21 protein-coding genes and 1 tRNA gene are annotated in these 20,609 nt (G+C 47.2%); 8 read left to right on the plus strand and 14 right to left on the minus strand.

The genetic code is table 11. The annotated features are described in order from the left end of the window. Nucleotides 1-18 precede the first annotated feature (18 nt). Together CP943_RS19030 and CP943_RS19035 are read right to left on the minus strand one after the other, a co-directional pair. Entirely contained in the window at nt 19-711 is a 693-nt protein-coding gene (locus CP943_RS19030) for a CpsD/CapB family tyrosine-protein kinase (RefSeq protein ID WP_020453031.1), read from the minus strand. Beyond that, nucleotides 701-1,453: a YveK family protein gene (locus tag CP943_RS19035; RefSeq protein WP_026580138.1), complete on the minus strand. Its 753-nt coding sequence runs from the start codon at nt 1,451-1,453 to the stop codon at nt 701-703. The genes CP943_RS19030 and CP943_RS19035 overlap by 11 nt, the downstream gene beginning before the upstream one ends. A 236-nt stretch (nt 1,454-1,689) precedes the next feature. Between CP943_RS19035 and slrR the strand changes: the two genes are divergently transcribed. Next, nucleotides 1,690-2,148 carry an HTH-type transcriptional regulator SlrR gene (gene slrR, locus CP943_RS19040; protein WP_023856335.1) on the plus strand — a complete coding sequence of 153 codons (459 nt, stop codon included), beginning with the start codon at nt 1,690-1,692 and terminating at the stop codon, nt 2,146-2,148. Nucleotides 2,149-2,560: 412 nt separating this feature from the next. Next, nucleotides 2,561-3,085: an NAD(P)H-dependent oxidoreductase gene (locus CP943_RS19045; protein ID WP_026580139.1), complete on the plus strand. Its 525-nt coding sequence runs from the start codon at nt 2,561-2,563 to the stop codon at nt 3,083-3,085. A gap of 239 nt (nt 3,086-3,324) precedes the next feature. Here CP943_RS19045 and CP943_RS19050 read toward each other — a convergent pair whose 3' ends face one another. The 8 genes from CP943_RS19050 to CP943_RS19085 form a co-directional block, all read right to left on the minus strand. Continuing rightward, nucleotides 3,325-4,608: an MFS transporter gene (locus CP943_RS19050; protein ID WP_105981245.1), complete on the minus strand. Its 1,284-nt coding sequence runs from the start codon at nt 4,606-4,608 to the stop codon at nt 3,325-3,327. A 69-nt stretch (nt 4,609-4,677) separates the two neighbouring features. Beyond that, nucleotides 4,678-5,628, minus strand: coding sequence for a phosphoglycerate dehydrogenase (locus CP943_RS19055; RefSeq protein WP_050820772.1), 951 nt, complete (start codon nt 5,626-5,628; stop codon nt 4,678-4,680). Between the two features lie 27 nt (nt 5,629-5,655). Beyond that, nucleotides 5,656-6,654, minus strand: coding sequence for a 4-hydroxythreonine-4-phosphate dehydrogenase PdxA (gene pdxA / locus CP943_RS19060; protein WP_020453037.1), 999 nt, complete (start codon nt 6,652-6,654; stop codon nt 5,656-5,658). A 3-nt stretch (nt 6,655-6,657) separates the two neighbouring features. Continuing rightward, nucleotides 6,658-7,929 (minus strand): four-carbon acid sugar kinase family protein, encoded by a 1,272-nt coding sequence (locus tag CP943_RS19065; RefSeq protein ID WP_105981246.1) that lies wholly within the window; start codon nt 7,927-7,929, stop codon nt 6,658-6,660. Between the two features lie 13 nt (nt 7,930-7,942). After that, the gene (locus CP943_RS19070; protein WP_020453039.1) at nt 7,943-9,109 is read right to left on the minus strand and encodes an iron-containing alcohol dehydrogenase; all 1,167 of its coding nucleotides are present in this window, start codon (nt 9,107-9,109) and stop codon (nt 7,943-7,945) included. 13 nt (nt 9,110-9,122) lie between these two features. Continuing rightward, complete coding sequence (dapA, locus tag CP943_RS19075; RefSeq protein ID WP_105981376.1) at nt 9,123-10,010, minus strand: 4-hydroxy-tetrahydrodipicolinate synthase; 888 nt, start codon at nt 10,008-10,010, stop codon at nt 9,123-9,125. A gap of 145 nt (nt 10,011-10,155) precedes the next feature. Further along, entirely contained in the window at nt 10,156-11,874 is a 1,719-nt protein-coding gene (locus CP943_RS19080) for a PrpR N-terminal domain-containing protein (RefSeq protein WP_059260914.1), read from the minus strand. Between the two features lie 99 nt (nt 11,875-11,973). Then, nucleotides 11,974-12,297, minus strand: coding sequence for a winged helix-turn-helix transcriptional regulator (locus CP943_RS19085; RefSeq protein ID WP_026580144.1), 324 nt, complete (start codon nt 12,295-12,297; stop codon nt 11,974-11,976). A gap of 172 nt (nt 12,298-12,469) precedes the next feature. Between CP943_RS19085 and CP943_RS19090 the strand changes: the two genes are divergently transcribed. From CP943_RS19090 to CP943_RS19100, 3 genes are all read left to right on the plus strand, one after another. After that, a complete protein-coding gene (locus CP943_RS19090) occupies nt 12,470-13,564 on the plus strand; it encodes an NADH-dependent flavin oxidoreductase (protein ID WP_026580145.1) in 1,095 nt (364 codons plus the stop codon). A gap of 348 nt (nt 13,565-13,912) precedes the next feature. Continuing rightward, nucleotides 13,913-15,358 carry a glycoside hydrolase family 68 protein gene (locus CP943_RS19095; RefSeq protein ID WP_023856345.1) on the plus strand — a complete coding sequence of 482 codons (1,446 nt, stop codon included), beginning with the start codon at nt 13,913-13,915 and terminating at the stop codon, nt 15,356-15,358. Nucleotides 15,359-15,437: 79 nt separating this feature from the next. Next, a complete protein-coding gene (locus CP943_RS19100) occupies nt 15,438-16,985 on the plus strand; it encodes a glycoside hydrolase family 32 protein (RefSeq protein WP_026580146.1) in 1,548 nt (515 codons plus the stop codon). A 64-nt stretch (nt 16,986-17,049) separates the two neighbouring features. Here CP943_RS19100 and CP943_RS22525 read toward each other — a convergent pair whose 3' ends face one another. The 3 genes from CP943_RS22525 to CP943_RS22745 all read right to left on the minus strand — a co-directional run bounded on the left by CP943_RS22525 (nt 17,050) and on the right by CP943_RS22745 (nt 17,669). Further along, nucleotides 17,050-17,202: a hypothetical protein gene (locus CP943_RS22525; RefSeq protein WP_164468296.1), complete on the minus strand. Its 153-nt coding sequence runs from the start codon at nt 17,200-17,202 to the stop codon at nt 17,050-17,052. A 127-nt stretch (nt 17,203-17,329) separates the two neighbouring features. Continuing rightward, a tRNA-Arg gene (locus CP943_RS19105) sits at nt 17,330-17,405 on the minus strand. A gap of 144 nt (nt 17,406-17,549) precedes the next feature. Next, nucleotides 17,550-17,669, minus strand: a complete 120-nt coding sequence (locus tag CP943_RS22745) for an NINE protein (protein ID WP_075212739.1) — start codon at nt 17,667-17,669, stop codon at nt 17,550-17,552. Between the two features lie 283 nt (nt 17,670-17,952). Here CP943_RS22745 and clpP point away from each other — a divergent pair, with 283 nt between their 5' ends. Continuing rightward, complete coding sequence (clpP, locus tag CP943_RS19115) at nt 17,953-18,549, plus strand: ATP-dependent Clp endopeptidase proteolytic subunit ClpP (protein ID WP_003185550.1); 597 nt, start codon at nt 17,953-17,955, stop codon at nt 18,547-18,549. A gap of 74 nt (nt 18,550-18,623) precedes the next feature. Here the strand turns inward: clpP and CP943_RS19120 are convergent, their stop codons facing one another. Further along, entirely contained in the window at nt 18,624-19,199 is a 576-nt protein-coding gene (locus CP943_RS19120) for an LOG family protein (protein WP_026580147.1), read from the minus strand. 110 nt (nt 19,200-19,309) lie between these two features. On the opposite strand from CP943_RS19120, the gene CP943_RS19125 reads away from it, so the two are divergent. Together CP943_RS19125 and CP943_RS19130 are read left to right on the plus strand one after the other, a co-directional pair. Beyond that, nucleotides 19,310-19,645, plus strand: coding sequence for a MazG nucleotide pyrophosphohydrolase domain-containing protein (locus tag CP943_RS19125; RefSeq protein WP_026580148.1), 336 nt, complete (start codon nt 19,310-19,312; stop codon nt 19,643-19,645). Continuing rightward, nucleotides 19,632-20,609 (plus strand): HD domain-containing protein, encoded by a 978-nt coding sequence (locus tag CP943_RS19130; protein ID WP_105981247.1) that lies wholly within the window; start codon nt 19,632-19,634, stop codon nt 20,607-20,609. The genes CP943_RS19125 and CP943_RS19130 overlap by 14 nt, the downstream gene beginning before the upstream one ends.

Consider the following 20,609-nt stretch of genomic DNA (forward strand, 5'->3'; position numbering starts at 1 on the left):
CGCAGCCGCTTCAAAAGATTACATGGTTGCGTAATTATACTGACGCGCCTTCTTCACTTTCCGCCCGTTCAACACGGCGCCGAGCAGTTCGCTTTTTGAAGAATTCAGCGCGTCCCGCGACTTGATCGCGTTATCAAGCTTTGTTTTTCCGCTGAGGATGACAAGGATGCTTCCATCCACTTGGTTCGCCAATATTTGCGCGTCTGCGACCGGCAATAGCGGCGGTGAATCAAGGATGACTAAATCGTACTGGTTGTACGCTTCAGCAAGCAGATCCTCCATCGCCTGCGACGACAACAACTCGGACGGATTCGGAGGAATCGGACCGCTTGTCAGCACATGGAGATTTTCCGCCGGGCTTTGCTGCACGACATTTTCCAGCGTCGTTTTTTTCATCAATACATTTGTGACGCCAGAATGATTATCGAGCTCAAAAATTTTGTGAATCGTCGGCTTTCTTAAATCCGCGTCGATCAGAAGGACCTTTTTTTCCTGTTGCGAAAATACGACCGCCAAGTTTGAAGCCGAGAATGATTTGCCCTCTCCCGGGAGGCCCGATGTGATGAGCAATGATTTAAACGGCTTCTCAAAGGATGAGAACTCAATGTTGGTCCTGATCGTCCGATATTGTTCGACGATCGGCGCATTAGGCTGATGCAATGCAACAAGCGCCGATTGATATTTGCGAGAGCGTTTTTTTCTAATAGCCAAGCGGCTCACTCCTTCCTGCTTTCACACGGATATTCATATCGGGGTCTCCGCGAAACAGACTTTTTGTATGCTTCATTTGCTCAATACTTCCCAAATAAATAAATCCCGCTTCCTTTTCGACTTGAGACGGCCTTGCAACCGTATCATCGATAAAATCCAAAAAGAACGCCAAAGCGATTCCGGTCATTATTGCGGCGCCGAATGCCAGCAAAATATTCATTTTGTAATTCGGTCTGACAGGAGTCGGCGAATCGACGATGTCGGCTTTTGAAAGGACGGTTATCCGATCGGTGTTCATGATTTTCTTAATCTCTTTTTTGAGCACCGCTGTTAGCGTGTTCGCTATATCGGCTGCCCGTTTCTGATTTTCGTCTTGAACTGTAATGTTAATAATCTCTGATTCGCTTTCACTGCTCGTTGCGATTTTTTCACCCAACCGGCCGGCAGAGTAAGGTAAATCAAGCTCTCTCTTGACTTGCTCCAAAATCACCGGGTTCTTCAGAAGCGCTTGGAATGTCCGCGTGTATTGCAGGTTGATTTGAATATCGCTGTACGTGGCGCTCCCTTTTTTCTCTCCTACTTGATGCACCAAAATCTGCGTCGATGCCTGATAGACAGGTGTCAGCACATAGAACTGAATGATTCCGGTCGTCAATGTTACACCTATTGTCAAAACGAGAATAAGAACCGTTCTTTTTCGCAAGATTGCAATCAGTTCTCTAAAATCAATATTTTCTTTCATGCTTGACTGCCTCCTCAGGAATGCCGTTTGTTAATGATTGGATTATAAAAGAAAAAATTTGAATTGAAAAATGCTGAATTTAGCTATATAGTTCTTTTTAGAGAACAAATCCGTTCGTTTTCTTTTATTTTCTGTCGATATCTTAAATTTTTGAATTTTATAAAGAACAAATTATTTCTTATAATGAACAGGAAAGCGTTTTTATATGAATGGCAAGGGGAAGAGGAGGAATCAGTATGATCGGAAGAGTCATCCGAATGTACAGAAAAAGAAAAGGCTACTCCATTAACCAGCTTGCTGATATAGCAGGCGTATCAAAATCATATTTAAGCAAAATCGAACGCGGCGTTCACAGAAATCCGTCAGTCGAATTCCTAAAAAAAATCTCCCGTGCGCTGAAAGTGGAATTAAAGGAATTGTTTGATACCGAAGTGATCCTTTATCGCCGGACCGAGCATGAAGACGAGTGGAGAACCCACCTTGTACAGGCCGTGCAGGCGGGGATGAACCAGGAAGAACTGTTTCAATTCACACACCGTCTCAAACAGAAAAAGAAAGAACGGACGCTTTATCGAAACAGGGAGCTGACCCAAGCCAATATCGACGAATGGAGAGCCCTTATGTTGGAGGCCAAAGAAATGGGATTAACCGTCAAAGAAGTAGAAGCGTTTTTGATGAGAACAAAAAACCATTAATTCATCCTGCATTCATATTTAATTTTTTAGAAGATAACGGGAGCTTTTGACTTGAACCATTCATCCGGATATAAATCCACATTTCCATTTCAACTTGCCTAAAATTCGGAATAATCGCATTAATAGATATCGCCCGATCATGAAGATCCATGTCTATAGCTCCGTTTTCACCTGTTTGCCTTATTTTTTCATGGCAGTCTTTAAGAGACTTTTTACTTATGTTTATATATAAATGAAGAAACTCGGATTTTGACCTTTCGCATCTTCCTCCAAGGCATGCAAATTCTGTGTCTTGCGGCTTATATCAAGACCTTTGTCACGGCCCGATTCCTTGAATAGGGATGAAGCGTTTTTGTTGAATCCAAGCTGGCTGTTCGTTAAGATGAATAAAATGGAAGAAGGAGATGGAATCATGAAAGTATTGGTACTCGCATTTCATCCGAATATGGAGCAGTCAGTTGTGAACAGAGCATTTGCAGACACATTGAAAGATGTACCCGGCATTACATTCCGCGACCTTTATCAGGAATATCCTGATGAGGCCATTGATGTGGAAAAAGAACAAAAACTTTGTGAAGAACACGATCGGATCGTCTTCCAGTTTCCGCTTTATTGGTACAGCTCGCCGCCACTTTTAAAAAAATGGCTGGACCACGTTTTTCTCTACGGCTGGGCATACGGAACAAACGGCACAGCGCTTCACGGCAAAGAATTCATGGTCGCTGTATCGGCGGGCGCTCCCGAAGAAGCCTATCAGGCCGGCGGGTCAAATCACTATACGATCAGCGAACTGTTACGCCCTTTTCAGGCGACAAGCAACTTCATCGGTACTACATACCTTCCGCCGTACGTCTTCTATCAAGCAGGCACGGCCGGAAAAAGCGAGCTTGCTGAAGGTGCAACACAATACAGGGAACATGTGCTGAAGTCATTTTAAATGAGAAAAGCCCGGCTTATGAGCCGGGCTTGCAGATTGTTGACAAAATCCCAAAACGACTTTTTGTTTTGGGATTTTGTCATCCTTTCAGCGTGATTGAAAACCCTTGCAGTCTAGGAAGACCGAGCATCGGAGCGGAGCGAATGTTGGAATTCGTGAGCACCGACGCGCAGGCCTGACAACGAATGCGAGGGTTTGTCGACACGCTGAAAGCCCGGCTTATGAGCCGGGCTTGTTCCTTATACTTGAATCTGTTTCACTTTTCCCAATAGGAATAAATAATTTAAAATGGCAATGACGATCAAGGCAGCTGAAAAAAGGAGCGCCGGCACGAAAGAACCCGTTGCGCCAACGATGAAGCCGGTAATGATGGGCCCGACCACTCCGCCCATATTAGAGACTGTATTTTGAATACCGGCAACCATCGACGTCATATTTTTCGGAGCCACATCCCCCGGAAGCGCCCAGACTTGGGACGCGGCGACAGTCGTTCCCGATTTCGCTACACAAAGAAGGATGACAGCCAGGATAGCAGAATCTGCAAAAGCGGCAAAACCGATGCACGAAGCCATGGCAAGCCCGATAATTAAAAACAGTTTCCGGACGGCTGTCAGCGACAGTTTTCCCTTTGCATATATCCGGTCGGACATCCACCCGGCTCCGACTTCAACGACCATTGCAGTCAAAAGCGGCAGAGACGCTATAATCCCCATCTCGATTAAATCCATGCCCCTTTCTTTGACAAGGTATGTCGGCAGCCATGTGATAAAGAAGTAAGAATTATAATTGATCATGAAAAATCCGATGCACATCGCCCATATGTTTCGATATTTGAATAGCTGAAACCACTTCAGCGGCTGGCCGCCGCCCGTTTCTTCCATGTGAGCCTGCCCTTCCCGAATATGAGCCAGTTCCGCCTCATTAACGCGCTTATGATCTGCGGGATTCTCCTTAAAGAAAATCATCCAGACAATTCCCCACACGACACCGACAAGTCCGATCAAAAGAAACGTCAGTTTCCAGTCAAAGACCGCTATCATCCAGGCAATCAAAGGCATGGCAACAGCTCCGCCAAACTTTGACCCGCTGTCAAAAATTCCGGCTACTGTCGCCCTTTCTTTTTTCGGAAACCATTTGGCGGCGATCCCCGCATTGCTCGGATATGCAGCAGCCTCTCCGACTCCCAGTGCGACCCGCAGCCCGAGCAGGGATTTGAAGCCTGTCGCAAGACCCGTCAGCGCCGTAGCAACAGACCACCAGACGACCGCAAAACCGAGCGTTTTTTTCTGGCCATACTTGTCGGCCGCCCAGCCTGAAGGCAGCTGCAGCAAAGCGTACGACCAGAAGAAACCGGACATGATGATTCCCATTTGGCCGGCTGTCAAGTTGAATTCCTCGGTAATATAAGGAGCGGCAGCCGAGAGCACTGTCCGGTCAATATAATTGATGGCAATCGCAGCCCACATCATAAACGCGACAACCCAGCGTACATTTGACTTTTTTTGATTCGGGTGATTCAACATGTTATCCACCTCATCCCATTTATAGAAAACGCTTTCAAATCATGATGCAGGGCATGAATGAAAACACATTCACAACCCGTTGACGACAAACTCCGGTTTTTGTTTGTCGATCAGTACACTAGCGATGTTTTTGACGCATATCATCCCAAGGTTCTGTACGGCATCTCGGGTGTACCCCGCGATATGCGGCATGGCGATAAAACGGTCCAGCTCAAAGAGAGGGTGCTGCTTCAGCGGTTCGGTTTGATACACGTCAAGCGCAGCCCCTGCGATGCTCCCGTTCGCCAAGGCATCATATAACGCACACTCAGACACGATGCCTCCCCTTGAAGCATTGATCAGATAAGCCGTTTCTTTCATAGCGGCTAATTCTTTTTCACCGATCATGTTTTCCGTTTCGGCTGTGAGCGGCATATGAAGGGTGATAAAGTCGCTTTCTTTCAAGAGGTGATCAAGCTCCGTAAATTGGATGTGATGATCGGCTGCGAATGCACGATCGGGAAACACATCATAGGCTAAAACAGTCATATTGAAGCCTTGCGCCCGTTTGGCGACTTCTTTTCCGATCATGCCAAGTCCGACGATGCCGAGTGTTTTGCCGTAAACGTCAGATCCAAAAATCCTCGGCCATTTTCCCAGCTTTGTCTCCCTGTCGGCTGCAGGAATCTGTCTTGCAGCCGATAGCATGAGGCCGAATACAAAATCGGCGACTGCATGCTTGTTGGCGTTGGGAGCATTCGTCACCCAGACATTGCGCTCTTTCGCAGCGTGCAGATCAATATTGTCGACACCGACGCCATGTTTGCAGACAATTTTTAAAGAAGGGAGACGATCCAGGACATACGGCGTAATCTGGTTAAACGCCACGATCGCGGCATCCGCTCCGCCTGCTGCTTCTATGAACTGCTCCTCGGTTATATCTGCAGGAAGGCGTTCCAGCGATATGCCTTTTTTCTTCAAAAACAAGACGGGATTGTCTGAGTATTTCGCAAATGACGGTGATGTACATACGACTTTCATAAGATGCACCAACCTTCTTTCATTTTTCTACGATTTGGGCGCCAGCTCAGCGGCTGACCGCAAAGCAGCGAGCATGCTTCTTTCATCGGCTTTGTTCTGCCCCGCAATGTCAAATGCGGTTCCGTGGTCGACAGAGGTGCGTATGATCCCGCCGTTTAATCCGACCGTAATGTTGACGCCCTCTTCCAACCCGAGGACTTTGACCGGTATATGCCCCTGGTCGTGGTAGCAGGCTACGACCAGGTCAACATCTCCTCTGACAGCTTTGTAAAACAGCGTGTCTGCGGGGTATGGGCCGCCGGCATCGATTCCCTCAGCTGCCGCCTGCTCAATCCCCGGAAGCAATTGCCGTTCTTCCTCGCCGCTTCCAAACAGGCCGTTTTCCCCTGCATGGGGGTTGATTCCGCAAACAGCAATTTTCGGCTGTTCGAATCCGGCTCTTGTCAATGTATCATGTGCGAGACGGATGACTTTATAGGTCCGCTCCGGCGTAATCGACTGAATCGCCTCGATCAGCCCTTGATGCGTTGTCAGGTGAATCACCTTCAGCTTTGGCGAAGCCAGCATCATGCTGTAGTCTGTCGTATTCGTTAAATGAGCGAGAATTTCCGTATGCCCCGGGTATCGGTGTCCGCCTTTATGCAGCGCCTCCTTATTTAAAGGCGCTGTGCAAATCGCTTGAATGCAGCCTTTTTTAGCGAGCTCAACCGCTTTTTTCACGAAATGGAAAGCGGCGTTTCCAGCTTCAGCCGATACCTTTCCGACAGGCAGGTTTTCAGGGAGCAGATCGATATCGAGGCAATCGATCTTTCCATGTACAAAACCGCCCTCGTCCGGATGCCCGACCTTGTTAATGACAACCTTTGATCCGATTTGGAAAGCGGCTTTTTTCAGCATTTTCATATCGCCGATGACGAGCGGCCTGCACATGTCATACACTTCACGGGACTTGAGGGCTTTTACGATAATTTCCGGACCGACGCCTGCCGCGTCGCCCATTGTAATGCCGATAACCGGTTTCTTCATTGTTTATCCTCCTTGTAGCTTGATTGCCGCACTTGCCATCACCGAACGCGAGCCAAAATTTCCGGCCTTTGTCACAATGTACAATTCTTCACCGGCTGCTCCCAGCGGAATGCCGGGCTCTACTTCGTCCAGCAATCGTATCTCATGAATCCGAAGCTGATGCAGCACTTGGTATGCCGTGTCACCTCCGGTTAAAAACAGACGTCTCACATGAAAGGCCTGAATCAGCTCGCCCGCCAATTCGCCTAGTGCACCGGACACCGCATTGCTCGTTTGAACCGGGGTGAGTCCGCGGCTTTCACCAATCTTCTGTGTCTCTGCCGCATTGTCCGAGGTGCAGAGGACGATGTGTTTCGAACGGCGGCGGACGTCCGCCGCCCTCTCCTTCAGCCGTTCGAACTCGTTTCTTTTCTCAGCTCCGCCGCACAGCACGCGCTCTGATCTCATTTCAATTTTTTCAGCCGCACGTCCGGCGAATAGTTCGTGAAGCTGTTCCCTCCCCTTCCGACTCATGCTTCCGACGACAAACATGATCGGCTGGTCGGAAAACGGAACGGTTTGACCGAGCTCCCTTTCTTTCAGATTGAACGCTTTGGGCAGGCAGCTCATCAAGCCTGCCGAACCGGCTAAAATGATAGAATACGGCAAACTCTCCAAAATAAGCGCCAGATCCTGCAGATCGGATTCGTGAACCGAATCGGCCGTCACATATGAAATCCCTTCCGTCCGAAAGCGTTCCAGTTTGTTGCGAACATGCCCGTGTCCGCGGCGGATGTCTTCATATGATAAATGCCCGCTCTTATTTCGAGTCTGCTTTTCTATTAATCTTTGAATATTCGACTCGGCTACAGGCGTTTTCGGATCGTTTGCCGCTTCGGTTTCTTCAAGCTTTACGCCGTTCACATAATGGACGCCGCCGATAACCTGACGTCCGTTTTGAGGGTAGCCGGGAGCGATCAGCACAAAATCCGGCTGAAACACTTCGTGCATCGCTTGAAGCTCGGCTCCGATATTTCCCCTCATCGTGCTGTCGATTTTTTTGTAGACGATATCAAACGATTGCCGGGAGATGTGTTCACTGATGTTTTTCACTGTCGCCTTCGCCTCTGCGGCTGACAGCGATCTGCTGTCCGTATTGAAAATAACGACGCCTTCCGTTTCCCGTCTGGTGAATTCGGCGTCGAGTTTGACGGAAACATCCATCCCGTAATGAACAAGCTGACCGCCGCAGTCGTTCGCTCCCGTCAAATCATCCGCGATGATTGCAATTTTCAAATGTCTTCATCCTTTAGTTGATTAGTTTTCGATAGATGTCTTTTATATTTTCCAGACTGAGCGGTTTCGGATTGTTATGAAGCAGGCGCGTCACTTTTGAAGCTGAGTCGGCTAAATCGTCCACGTCGCTCGCGGTTACGCCGAACGCTTTCAAATCCTGAGGAATATTCAGCCGCTTCGTCCACTCTCTTATTTTCTGCACAACGGCCTCAGCCGCTTGTTCGGCGGTCAAATCAGATGCAGCGATTCCCATCGTTTCTGCCGCAAGAGACAGCCGTTTTGTAATGGCATCCATATTAAACTCCATCACATGCGGAAGGAGCATCGAATTGGCGACACCGTGGGGAATTCGGTATTTCCCCCCAAGCGGATAGGCGAGGGCATGAACGGCAGCAGTACCGGCAGCCGTCAGCGCCATTCCGCCATACGTCGAACCGAGCAGCATGTTTTCTCTCGCTTGTATCGATGAACCGTTTTCATACGCTTCCACAATACTTGCCGAAATCAATCTGATGGATTCTAAAGCGAACATATCGCTGATCGGGTTTGCTTTCGTCGAAATGAACGATTCAAGCGAATGGGTGAATGCATCCATTCCGGTAGCCGCCGTAATTGATTTTGGCAATCCAAGGGTGATGATCGGGTCAAGAATGACAAGTTTCGGCAAAAGAAGCGGACTGACGATGCCGACTTTCAATTCCTCTTCGGGAAGCGTAACGATCGCGTTCGGCGTCACCTCTGCGCCTGTCCCCGAGGTACTCGGAATCAGCACGGTCGGGATTCCCGGCTTTTCGACCAAATCTGTCCCGAGCAGCTCCTCGACCTTTTTTGAATTCGTTTGCAGCACGGACAATATTTTCGTTCCGTCCAGCACGCTGCCTCCGCCGATTCCGATGAGAATGTCGTATCGTTTATCACGGATCCCCCTAAATACGTCTTCAATATTTTGTGCGGTCGGTTCCGGCAATATGGCTGTGCAAACATCTGACTGAATGCCAATCTCTGTAAGCTGAGCCTGTACTTCTCCGATCGCGCCAAGTTTGACAATCGACGGCTGGGTAATAATCAGCGCCCTGTCCGCCTTCGGTACAATCGTTCGTACATGATCTTTGAGCCTGCGGATGGAATGTTCGCCCGCAACGATATGATCGGCTGTCCGAAATTGATAATTCGCTGGCATTCTTGAAACCTCCCTATTTTGATTGATAGTAAGCGACCATTTTTTCGACCTCCAAGAGCGCCGAACCGGCCAGCTCTTGGACGGGCGCTTTCGGCGGGCCTACAGGGATTGAATAAAGCCCAACCGCTTTTTTCAGTGCCGACGGGATCGTACCTAAACGAAATGTATCGCGAAGCGGCTGAAGCTCCATCTGGGCAGCCTCCGCCTTTTCAGTCTCACCCTCTGACCAATGGTGGTAAATCGATGTTACGATATCAGGGAGCATATTTGCTGTTGCTGCGACTGCTCCCGCTCCTCCCGCTTGAAGCGTTTTAAATATGAGCGAATCGGTGCCTGCAAAAACGGAAAAGTCCTCATTTTTCGTCTGCTCGATATACTGCTGTATGTTTTCAAAGTTTCCGCTGCTGTCCTTAATTCCAACGATATTATCCACTTTCGCAAGCTCTGCCACTGTTTCTGGATCTAAATGGAAACCTGTTTTTGAAGGGATATTGTACAAAAGGACCGGAAGTGAAACGGATGCCGCGATTGTTTTATAATGCACCGCCGCTTCTTCCTGTGTCGGTGGAATAAAGAATGGCGTGATGACCGACAGTGCATCTGCGCCAAGTCTCTCCATTTCCTTAGAAAGCCAGATCGCTTCTTCTGTGCTGTTTCCTCCGCTCCCTACCATGACGGGAACGCGTCCTGCCGTCTCTTGAATGATGATTTCTGCAACTTTCAGCTTGTCTTCGGTGTTGAACATATGAAATTCCCCGTTGGTACCCAACGCAAAAAGCCCGTGTACATGAGCATCGATCAAATGGTTTGTCAGCTGTTTCAACGCCGATTCATCAATGCTTTGATCTTCTGTGAGCGGTGTCAGCATAGCAGGATAAATCCCCTTTGGTACGAATCCCATGATTGCCTCCCCTTCCTGTAAAGCGTTTTCAAAAATGATTATATACATAAATGTTTCAATAATCAACGGTATTTATCTAAATTATTTTTATTTACTGTTGCATATTAAAACAAAAAAATAAGACACCGGTTTAGCCGGTGTCTTATCAATGTGACGATTTCAATTTTCTCCAAAGCGTCGTTCTGTTGATGCCGAGCCTTTCCGCTGTTCTTGTTTGATTGTTCCCTTCTTCGGCATAGATTTTTTGAATGATCCTTTTTTCGATCTCTTCGAGCGTTCCGGATAAATCGATGTCTTCTCTTTCTTCCTCGTTCAAGCGGCTCAGGACCCGTTCGGCGTCAGCCTTCTCGATATAAACGCCCTGCGCTTCAAGGACACAGTTTTGGACTGTTTTTCTCAATTGGCTGAGGTTGCCCGGCCATTTCGCTTCTTCAAGCAGAACACCAGCTTCGCTTCGAAAGCCGACGATTTGTTTGCCGAATGCCTCATTGCTTTCCGCAATAAACAGATAAGCCAGATGCAAAATATCCTCTTTTCTTTCGGAAAGAGGGGGAACGTCCAGCTCCAAATGACAAAGCGCATCATATAAATCGCTTAAAAATTCCCCGGCGCGCCTGCGGGAAGAAGAAACGATCAGCCTCGGCCCGTCATACGGTTCGCTGATCCGCCTGAGTAAAAGCCGTTGCGAGGACGGCGGCATGCGATCGACTTGTTTGATGTATAGCGTTCCTCTCCCTGAAAAGAATTCTTCGCTTTCACACGCCTGTTCCCATTCTGCTTCAGACAGCAAACCGGCATCGATTTTTCGAAACGGCTCATGCTTGTCCTCCCCCTTCATATGGATCAGCCCGGCCAAGCTCTCTTTCCCTGAGCCGGGCGCTCCGTTGATCCATATGGGTTCCCGCCTTGCCGCGAACAACTCCGCTTTTTTCAGCACCTGCTGCATCGTTTCGTTCCTCGATGTTTCCATATAACTCATCCGTAAAGGAGAAAGAATCGCTGCTCCAGGCAAAGAAGAAACGTGAACATCTTTTGCATTTTCCGCGGTAAATACGGTCAATGCCTCGTCTGATGCGAAAAACCTGCGTCCCGTGATATTCCATGTCCGCCCATGCTTTCGGAATCTAAAATGGATGACTCCCTTCTTTTCCGCTTCCCCGATCAGCTCTTCCAGATGATCCATTAAGCCGATTTGTTCGGCAAATACGCCGTTTTGAAAAACCGGCCGCAATGTCTTGTTGTATACTGCATAACCGGTCTCGGCCTTTTGTAAAATGTGATACGGCACAGCGTACTTCTGCTTGATGCTCTCTAAAAAGGAATACAGTTTTTTAGCGTATGCAAAAGCTTTGGCAATGCTTTCTTTTCCGGATGTCAAAAGCAGTCCGTTTAAACCGAGCTGCTCTGCTTTCTCAATTGTGATCACATCGCCGATAATGATCTGATAGCCCTGTTCTTTGAGCTGAAGAAGCACCGGTTCAACATCGCGTTCGTCTGATACGGTGCAGGCGTCGATCCGGATATCCAAAATTTCGCACACTGCTGACGCGCCGTCGGCAATCATCGGAAATCCGACAATTGCCGCTTTGCCGGGATAGCCCTTGGCAAGCGTAAGCACACGCAGCATATCGTATCCCGACACTTCGATATCCACCACCGGAATGGAAACTTCTTGCTGGATCAGCTCAGCGGTTCCACCTCTGCTGATAATCAAATCAGTCCCGTTTGCTTCCGCTTGTTTCGCCAGCTCCACGCCCTTCTCTAAATCTCCGGAAGCCGCCTCGAATTCAAAATCCTCGCCGCCTGCCACTTGAATCATCAGCTCTTTTAATCCTTCATATGGAGCAATTGCCATCACTTTCATATTCGATCACCTTTTGTTGCAAATTTAAACACATTATCACTATACCAAAAGGCAGAAATATTTGGAACCGCAAAACGAAGGCAAAATAAAAAGGCTCCATTACGGAAGCCATTTTTCCCCCCACGCGGCCATCTCTTTAAAAATGCCGTGGAACTCTTTACCTTTTTCTGTTAATTCATATTCTACAGTAACAGGAACCGTCGGGAACACCTTCCGGGAAATCATACCGCTTTCTTCAAGATGTCTTAATGTGTCAGTTAATCCTTTAGTGTTGACGTTTCCCAAGTTCCTTCTGAGCTCGTTGAATCGCCGCTTGCCCTGAATGAGCTCGGCGAGAACCAAAAATGACCATTTACCGGAGAAAATTTTCAATACACCCTGTATTAAAGAAGAGCATTGTTTATGATCGACAGCTGAATTCATAGCAATTCCTCCATTGCCTCATTCGCCAATTTTGACTTGATCCTACCATATGGACACCAGAGCATTCAAGAGAACGATCTTACGGTTTATTTTTATAAAGCATATATAAAAAAATTGCGTTCTTGTGGAGCCTCACGGTGGTTGCTATGGTTATATCAAAAGGAGGAAAAACATGAAAAAACAATACGATTCTTTATTCACACCCTTTACTTTTAAAAACGGCATCCAATTGAAAAATAGAATCATCATGCCGCCAATGGGGCATTCATCCTCTATGCCGGGAGGATTCATTTCTGACGACGAACTCGTCTATTATGCCGCGCGGGCGACAGATGTCGGGATGGTCATCACATCTGCGACAACCGTACAGCCCGGAACCGGATTTCCCGGCATTCCCGGAGCTGAGAACGATGATCAAATCCCGGGACTAACCCGGCTTGCAGCCACTTTAAAGAAACATGGAGCAAAAGCAATCCTGCAGCTCTTTCATCCTGGAGCCAAAGGTATAGAGCAGACGGTCAGTGCCAGCGCCGTCGCTCCGAATCAACCGAATGCACCGGTGCCAAGGGCACTGTCTGAGCAAGACATTCAAGACCTTATCCATTCTTTCGGCCAGGCGGCGCGAAGAGCGATAGAGGCCGGGTTTGACGGAGTCGAAATTCACGGCGCAAACGGGTTTCTCATCCATCAGTTCTTCTCTCCTTATTACAACCGGCGCAATGACAGCTGGGGCGGCACTTTAGAGAAACGGATGAGATTTCCGCTTCAGATTATAGAAGAAATCAGACGCGTAGCGGATAGCTACCATAAACCATCTTTTATCATCGGCTACAAATTTTCGCCCGAAGAGCCGGAAACGCCCGGAATCACAATGGCTGAAACGTTGCCTTTCGTCAATGTACTGCGGGAACAAGCATTGGATTACCTGCACGTTTCTCTCATTGATTTCCGGTCCTTGCCGCGCCGTGGTGCAGACAAATCCCGCACGCGGATGGAACTGATCAAAGAAGCGGTCGGGGACCGTCTTCCTCTGATCGGAGCCGGGAAAGTACACACACCGGAAGATGCCGTTCAAGCGCTGAAAACAGGTGCCGATCTCGTCGGAATCGGTCGGGGACTTCTGATGGATCCGGAATGGCTTCAAAAAGTTCAAGCCGGAAAAGAGGACGATATTCAAACAACCCTGTCAAGACATGATCAACGAAAGCTCGCAATTCCAGATGCCTTTTGGGAAAGTATACCGATGTATATTGATTTCAACGATTGACGATTCCTCCTTATACGGACTATAGATTCATTAAAAAAGGTGCCTTTTAGCTTAAAATTGATGTCATTTGCAAAAAAATGTATGAGAAAAGAGGAACTTAGACCAGTTGAGTCCCGGAGATGAGTATATTAGAATGATGGTAATTCAATATTGTCGGGATTGTTACTGTCTAAGCAGGCAAGACCTAAAATGTGTGAAGGGCGAAGTCTATCTTTTGCCTATATGACCTTGCACATTTTAGGTCTTTTTTCTGTTCTTCAGGACAATGCCGCAGTTAGGAGGGATGATTGGAAACGTTCATGTTGTCAGGAGCAATCTGTTACATATTGAAAAAGGGAGGAAATATTGATGAACATCAAAAACATCGCTAAAAAAGCGTCAGCCTTAACCGTCGCAGCAGCTCTGCTTGCGGGAGGCGCGCCGCAAACCTTTGCAAAAGAAACGCAAGATTACAAGAAGAGTTACGGATTTTCTCATATCACAAGACATGACATGCTGAAAATTCCCGAACAGCAAAAGAGCGAACAATTTAAAGTTCCTCAATTCGATCCGAAAACCATCAAAAACATCCCTTCAGCAAAAGGTTATAACAAAAATGGAGAACTGATCGATTTAGACGTATGGGACAGCTGGCCGCTGCAAAATGCCGACGGAACAGTCGCTACATACCACGGCTACAATCTTGTTTTCGCGTTGGCGGGCGACCCGAAAGACGTCGATGACACATCCATCTACTTGTTCTATCAAAAGAAAGGCGAAACTTCCATCGACAGCTGGAAAAACGCCGGCAGAGTGTTTAAAGACAGCGACAAATTCACTCCTGACGATCCGTACCTTAAGTATCAAACACAAGAGTGGTCAGGTTCCGCCACGCTGACAAAAGACGGAAAAGTCCGACTGTTTTACACAGCTTTCTCCGGCACGCAATACGGCAAACAGACGCTGACAACGGCTCAGGTCAACTTCACTCAGCCGGATTCGGACACACTGAAAATTGATGGTGTAGAAGATCATAAATCGGTCTTTGACGGCGCCGACGGTTCAGTGTACCAAAATGTTCAGCAATTCATTGACGAAGGAAACTACAGCTCCGGCGACAACCATACGCTGAGAGACCCGCATTATGTGGAAGATCACGGCCGCAAATATCTCGTATTTGAAGCCAATACGGGAACAAAAACCGGCTATCAGGGAGAAGACTCTCTATTCAACAGAGCTTACTACGGAGGCAGCAAGCAGTTCTTTAGAGGAGAAAGCAGCAAGCTGCTTCAAGGAGCGAACAAAAAGAACGCTTCATTGGCTAACGGCGCACTCGGAATCATCGAATTAAATAAAGATTATACGCTGAAAAAAGTCATGAAGCCTTTGATCGCCTCCAATACGGTGACTGATGAAATCGAACGGGCCAACCTCTTCAAAATGAACGGAAAATGGTATCTGTTCACAGATTCAAGAGGATCAAAAATGACAATTGACGGCATTGGTGCAAAAGACATTTATATGCTCGGCTATGTATCAGATTCACTAACCGGGCCATTCAAGCCTTTAAACAAATCCGGACTTGTTTTGCACATGGACCTTGATTACAATGACATCACATTTACTTATTCACACTTTGCCGTACCGCAGAAAAAAGGCGACAAAGTCGTCATCACGAGCTACATCACAAACAGAGGAATTTCAAACGAGCATCACGCCACATTTGCACCAAGCTTTTTGCTGAAAGTCAAAGGATCAAAAACATCCGTTGTCAAAAACAGCATTCTTGAACAGGGACAATTAACGGTAAACTAATAAAACGAACGAAAGAAAATGCCGGTGAACATCGGCATTTTCTTTCGTGTGTCATCTTAGAATAAAGCGGGGAATTTTCTTGAAGAAGACAGTATATAAGCGGATTAGCATTTTAACTGTTTGTCTTGGAATCTTCATCATGATATTGGTTTCAGACCGGGAAACAGAAAAAAAGGGAGAATCCCCGGAAACACCGGAATATCGCGCGGCTTTCCATTTGACAACCCCTGACAAGTGGAAAAACGACCCTCAAAAGCCCGTCTATTTCAATGGAAAATATCATTACTACTATCTCTATAACCGGGACTATCCGGACGGCAATGGGACAGAGTGGCGCCACGCGGTGTCAGATGATCTCGTCCACTGGCAGGATCAAGGGGTTGCCATTCCGAAATATACGAATAAAAACGGCGATCCTTGGTCCGGTTCTGTCGTTGTCGACTCACAAAACACAGCCGGCTTCGGCAAAGGGGCGATCGTGGCGATAATGACGCAGCCTTCGGCCAATGACGGGAAGGAAGAACAATTTTTATGGTACAGCCAAAATGGTGGAAAAACATTTAAACCTTACGGTGAAGAGCCGGTATTGCCTAATCCGGACACCGTCGATTTCAGAGACCCGAAAGTGATCTGGGATGAAGAGGATGATAAATGGGTGATGGCGCTGGCTGAAGGAACGAAAATCGGCTTTTACGAATCACAAAATCTGAAGGAATGGCGTTATACAAGTAGTTTTCAAACAGAAAATATCGGCATCATCGAATGTCCGGATCTATTCAAAATGCGGGCGGATGACGGAACATATAAATGGGTTCTCGGAGCAAGCGCAAATGGAAAAGGTGCCGGCAAGCCGAATACTTATGCATACTGGACAGGCAGCTTCAACGGCAACGAATTTACCGCGGACGAAGCGGAACCTCAGTGGCTTGATCACGGCTTTGACTGGTATGCGGGCGTGACATTTGAGGACGGCGAAACAGACGATTCGTACGAGAAACGCTATGCTTTGGCGTGGATGAATAACTGGGATTATGCAAACCGGACGCCGACATGGAAAGACGGCTTTAACGGAACCGATTCGATCGTCCGGCAAATTCAGCTTAAACATAAAGGCGGAAATCAATACAGCCTTGCCTCTCATCCAATCGATCAATTGGATGAATTAACCGAATCGACAGATGAGTTTGAGCGCATCGAAGTAAACGGATCAAAAACGCTTCAGATTAAGGCAAATACCTATCAGCTTGAGGCGGATATCTCGTGGGCCGATCTTAAAAACGTGGGATTCAGGCTAAGAGAATCCGCGGATCGAAAACGCCATATCGATGTAGGAATTTCGGCTGAAGGCGGTTATTCTTTTGTGAACAGAGGATTTACGGGACAGCCTGACAGCACCCGCACCTATTTGGAAAGCAAAGCACCGTTTGATCCGGAAAAAAAGCGGGTGCATTTCACAATCATCGTAGATCAAAACACTGTCGAAGCGTTTATTGATGACGGCGAAACGACGCACTCAAACCTTGCATTTCCAGACCTGAATGATACGGGTATCACGCTCTTTACCGAAAATGGAACGGCCGTCTTTGAAAATCTAAAGATCAAACATATGCGTTCAATCCACGATTAAACAACAACGGGCGGCCAAGCGGCCGCCCGTTGTTGTAAAAGCGCAAAAAAGCGAGCCTTCCAGCTCACTTTCCGTTTCGTTTCGGCACAACAGCAGACAACAAAATCCCCGCCCCGAGGCCGATCAAAAGCCCCGGTGCCGGATGGTCGAATACTATCCCGATGCCTAATCCAATCAACAGTCCTGACGGTATAAAATAATTGTGTTTTTTGTCCATTTAACCCCGCCCCTTCGTCTAGTCATCACGAGTAACCCCAATTGATATATGCTTCCGGGGAGTCAAATACGACTAAAAGTGCACAAAAAAAACAAGGGCGGCTAATGCCAAACCCTTGTCTTGAAAACGCGCTCGGAGGGATTCGAACCCCCGGCAGACGTGGTACCGGAAACCACCGCTCTATCCAGCTGAGCTACGAGCGCACAATATAATTTTTTAACGTCAGCAATTTATATTATAAGGTCTGTCCTTTAAAAAGTCAATCACAATCTCTTGCTCGAAACAATGCAGGTTTAGATTATACTCGATTTCTTTATTTAATTCGTCCGTTGTTTTCACAAGGCAGATCATACCGTCAATAAAAGACCAAATCTAATCCAGTTGAGAAGCAGCATGGCTACAGCGTAGCCTGTTCTCTCGTCGAGATAAAATCTATGAGCGGCAACAACGCCGAGAAACCCGATCAGCTTTGGTTTCTTCTTATTTGAAGCTCTGAGCGCTCTTGTCTGCGTTCACATATATAACCGGCTTCCTTTTTTCCTATAAATTAAATTGAAGATCAATGGACTTAGACCCCATTTTTCTATACTTTCCTCTGTAAAGTTGATCTTTTGTTTGAATGTCCTTTAAAATGGGAAAAATAAACCCCAGTATGTCTTTTTAATGAAGGCGGCTTTTTGTTTGACCTTTATTGACCAAAAATGTATGATTAAACTACATACTTACCTTTTAAGGTGAAGGAGGAGCATTATGAATTTAATACCTACAGTCATTGAACAGACGAACCGCGGGGAAAGAGCGTATGACATTTACTCACGCTTGTTGAAAGACCGTATCATTATGCTGGGATCAGCAATCGATGACAATGTTGCGAACTCCATCGTATCTCAGCTTCTATTCCTTGAAGCCGAAGATCCAGAAAAAGATATCAGCATCTATATTAACAGCCCTGGCGGCTCTATCACAGCCGGCATGGCGATTTATGACACCATGCAGTTCATTAAACCTCAAGTCTCTACGATTTGTACGGGAATGGCGGCATCTATGGGTGCGTTCCTTCTCGCAGCCGGCGAGAAAGGGAAGCGCTACGCTCTTCCAAACAGTGAAGTCATGATCCACCAGCCGCTTGGCGGAGCGCAAGGTCAGGCAACAGAAATCGAAATTGCCGCGAAGCGCATTCTTTCATTGCGTGACAAACTGAACAAAATTCTTGCAGAGCGCACTGGACAACCGCTTGAAGTGATCGAGCGCGATACAGACCGTGACAACTTCAAAACGGCTGAAGAAGCAAAAGAATACGGCCTGATTGATAAAGTGCTCACACGCAATATCGACGCACAGAAGTAAACAGCAAAAAAAGCTGCCGAAGTCATCGGCAGCTTTTTTATGTTACCGTACCTCCGCTCATTATGTAAGAGTTTCTATAAATCCTTCCACTTTTTCTCGAGGACAGGGTAGCGATAATCATACATGTTCCCGATCAATTCCGCGGGGCTCGCCGAAGCATGAATCAGCTGAAGGTGCGATTCATTCGAAAAGCCCTCTTGAACGCTGTATTCGAGCATTTTAAGAAGTGGGTCAAAATAGCCGTTCACATTGTAAAGTCCGATCGGCTTTTGATGAATGCCGATCTGGGCCCAGCAAAGCACTTCAAACAGCTCTTCAAACGTACCGAAGCCTCCGGGCATCGCGATAAAGCCGTCAGCTAATTCACTCATTTTCGCTTTGCGCTCATGCATGCCGCTCACTTCGATCAGCTCTGTCAGCTGCTGATGAACGATTTCCCCTGTAAAAAGTCCTTTCGGCATAACGCCGACAACTTCCCCGCCGTTTTTCAATACGGTATCCGCAATCACGCCCATCAATCCCATTCTCGATCCTCCATAAACAAGGCGAAGCCCCTTCTCGGCAATATAAACACCAAGCTCTGCAGCTTTCTTCTTGTACGCCGGGTCCGTCCCCATATTTGATCCTGAATATACGCATACCGTTTTCACTTTCGCTCACTCCAACTCCATATATTGATAAAAGCAATTAACATTGTACTATATATTGTTTGTTCCGTGTGCGATAATATAATTGAATTTCTAAATGGGAGTGTAGACTTATGACAATCACAGACGCGGAGCAATGGACAAAGACATTTTATCGGAAAAGGGGATGGAGCGAATACGGACCTTTCATCCGGATGGGATTTTTAATGGAAGAGGCCGGTGAACTGGCGAGAGCGGTCAGGGCATACGAAATCGGAAGAGACCGTCCTGATGAAGCCAAACGGCCGGCTGCTGAACTGAAAAAGGAACTGCTCGAAGAAATGGGCGATGTGATGGGGAATTTGATTATGCTTGCTGGCATATACGATGTTTCATTGGAAGACATGATGGATGCCCACCGCCGCAAACTGACGAAAAGATTTGCAGGAGAGCATCATGAAGATCAATGACCGCCTTTACGGCGAGGCAGATTTGGAGCCTGTGCTGACAGACCTCATTCATTCAAAAGCCGTTCAGCGTCTAAATGGGATTCACCAAGGCGGAGCATGCTTTCTCGTCAATCCCGCATGGAACATCAGCCGCTGCGAACACAGCATCGGGGTTATGCTTTTGATCCGCAGGCTTGGCGGAAGCCTTGAAGAACAAATTGCAGGTTTGCTTCACGATGTTTCCCATACGGCATTTTCCCATGTGGCTGATGATGTATTTAACATGGAAAACGAAGATTACCATGAACAGATGTTTCGGCAATGGGTCAAGCAATCTGATATCCCCTGGATTCTGGATACATACGGATTCAAAGATGAAGATATCTTATACGATGAAAAAAAATGGACGCTGCTGGAGCAGCCGGCTCCTTCATTATGTGCGGATCGCATCGATTACACGCTTCGCGACTCTTTAGCCTACGGGTTTGGCGACCAAGAAGAGATTCGACGATTTTTAGAAACCGGACTGACCGTTGTCGAAGGCGAAATCTGCTGCACTTCGACAGAGCACGCCGAATGGTTCACCCGCCTTTACTATCAAGAGGTGATTGACTTCTTTATGAATCCCCTCAATGTATATGCGCTCTGTACACTCAGCCAAATGCTGAAAAAGGCGCTTGACATGCGTATCATCACGGGACGCGATTTTTTCAAAACCGACACGGAACTGCTTGCGATGCTAAAGCAAAAAGCGTGCTTCCGGGAAACGCTTGAAAGGCTCAGTACAGCGAGCCAGAGCGTTAAGCAAGGAGACGAAGACGATTTTACTTTTCATCAAACTTTAAAGGTAAGATGGATCGATCCAAAAGTCGCCGTTAACGGAAGAAAAGTCCCCGCCTCCACACTTTCAAAAGACGTCCTTTTGATGAAAGAAACGGCAATAGCCGCAATGAAAAACGGCACATATGTAAAAGCCGCCGAATAA

The organism is Bacillus paralicheniformis, from assembly GCF_002993925.1.
GTDB lineage: Bacteria > Bacillota > Bacilli > Bacillales > Bacillaceae > Bacillus > Bacillus paralicheniformis.